The following is a 1,901-nucleotide window of genomic DNA, read 5'->3' on the forward strand; positions in this document are numbered from 1 at the left end:
GTCTGAGGAGTTTCCCCTTCTGCGGCTTCCGTCTCCACTTCCACAGAAACGGTTTCTTCCGCTACATCATAAGAAAAAAGCCCGTCCTTGTTTTCCCGGATCAGGCTTTGGAGTTTGTCAATATTGATATTTTCATAATCATCCTGGCTCGCACAGAACTGGGAGATTAAAAGATGGGCATTGACCGCTATGGTTGTCTCATAGGGATCTACGATCTGTACGGTGGACCCCTCCGGAAGAGCGGCAATGGCAGTGTTGATCTCTTCTAAAAGATCCGCATGGCTTTCTTCCAGGACTTCAACAATCGCCTGCCTGGCGTTCTGGATATTTTCATTGATCAGGGCATTGCTGTTTAAAGCCCCGGTGTTTTCTGTCAGGGATCCGAAGATCAGCCCTGGCAGCATCAGGATGAATAGCACGGGAAGCAGTAAAAACCCCAGGATAACGGCTCCGGCTTTCAATAGGGTATGCCGGTTTGCGATGGCAGCACTGATGGCTGCTGTAAAGGGACCGGCTGCCGCACCCGCCACGGTCTTGGACAGATGGGCGGCGGTCTTCATGGCATGTAAGTGGGAGGCTGCACTGGTGCCTACATCGACAGCTTCCCCAAGGCCGGAGCTTTGCTCCGCCATTTACATCCGGTCCTTTCGCTGGGGTGCCGGCGGGAGCTTCTGGACAATGGATTCGTTGTAGGCGACTTTTCCATTGCCAGCGTCATACGGCGTTTTCTCCACCGTATCCTGTGCGTACTGCTTATACCAGGCAGTGCCGTCCACGGATTGGACCGTCTCAAAGCTGCCATGGGTAGGCGCCGCATATTGGTCAGCACTGTAAAGGGCAAATTCCCGGCTGCCGGCATCCGTTTTTTCCACGCCGGTCATCCGTCCACCGCCAATCTCCATGTTCGAGTAGGTGGCAGCATCCGGAGCAGAGGTGTCGATGCCCATGTAGGAGGCATAGGCTTTTGCCGCATCCTCCCCTTTGATAGAGCCGACCTGCCCGTAATTGCCCTGGGCGATATTGCTGATCACGTGATTGGCAAAGTCTCCGCCTTTCTTGAGCGAGGACTGATAGAGCATATTCCCGACGCTGGGCCCTTCCGAATAATGGGTAGCGGCATTGACCGCTTCCCGCTGTACCTGGCGCCCCACCGCACCGGCAAGGCCGCCGGATAAGAAGCTGCCGCCAACGGCTGCGCTTCCGGGAGAAGATGCCCTGCGGTATCCGCCGCCACCACCATGCCCATGGAAGGCTCCGGCAAGGCCCCGGCCTGCAATGAGCAGTTCCGCCATCATGTTCCCTCCGGTATTTCCTACATTAATCCCCAGGGATGCCATAAAGCTGTCGATCTTCTGGGAAACCTTGAGGAAAGCAATGGCACAGAGGAACCAGATGAACACATTTCCGGTCACGGCTTCCTTTCCCTGTTCTGCTACGGCTTCCTCCACCTGGGCTTCTGTCAGCTCTGCCGCAAAGACCGGCATGGAGCAGAACAAAACCAGGCAGGAAACCAGTACCAGGGCAGTGAGGATTGGTTTTTTGTATTTCATGGACTCCTCCTTTCATCAGAGTGATAACGGGTTTGCGAGGAAAGTGCCGACCATGCTGGTAAACAGCCGCAGGCACCAGGCGTTCATCAATAATAGGAAGAACTGCCCGCCCAGCATCCGGCACCAGGAATGGAAGATGTTCCCGGTGGACTGGGAGGCACCTGTGGCAAAGGCAACCGGCGCCGTATAGACCAGCACTCCCAAAAGGATGTAGCGTTCCGCTGCCTCAAAGAGCAGCTTGATGTAATTCCACGCCAAAATCAAAACTAAAATCAGGGCGATAATCGCCACGGCTCCATTGGCGCATACACCCAGGATGACGGTGATGACTGAATTGAAGCTGGCAAAATC

At 55.0% G+C, this 1,901-nt stretch carries 1 protein-coding gene and 2 pseudogenes; all 3 read right to left on the minus strand.

Annotation, left to right across the window (positions count from 1 at the left end; translation table 11 throughout):
• Positions 1-632, minus strand: a pseudogene (locus B5E53_RS18475) (peptidase M23); the annotation flags it as partial.
• Positions 633-1,550 carry a hypothetical protein gene (locus B5E53_RS18480; RefSeq protein WP_087283868.1) on the minus strand — a complete coding sequence of 306 codons (918 nt, stop codon included), beginning with the start codon at positions 1,548-1,550 and terminating at the stop codon, positions 633-635. It lies immediately after the preceding pseudogene.
• A 15-nt stretch (positions 1,551-1,565) separates the two neighbouring features.
• Positions 1,566-1,901, minus strand: a pseudogene (locus tag B5E53_RS18485) (hypothetical protein); the annotation flags it as partial.

Source organism: Eubacterium sp. An11 (assembly GCF_002161065.1).
Lineage (GTDB): Bacteria > Bacillota > Clostridia > Lachnospirales > Lachnospiraceae > Anaerobutyricum > Anaerobutyricum faecale.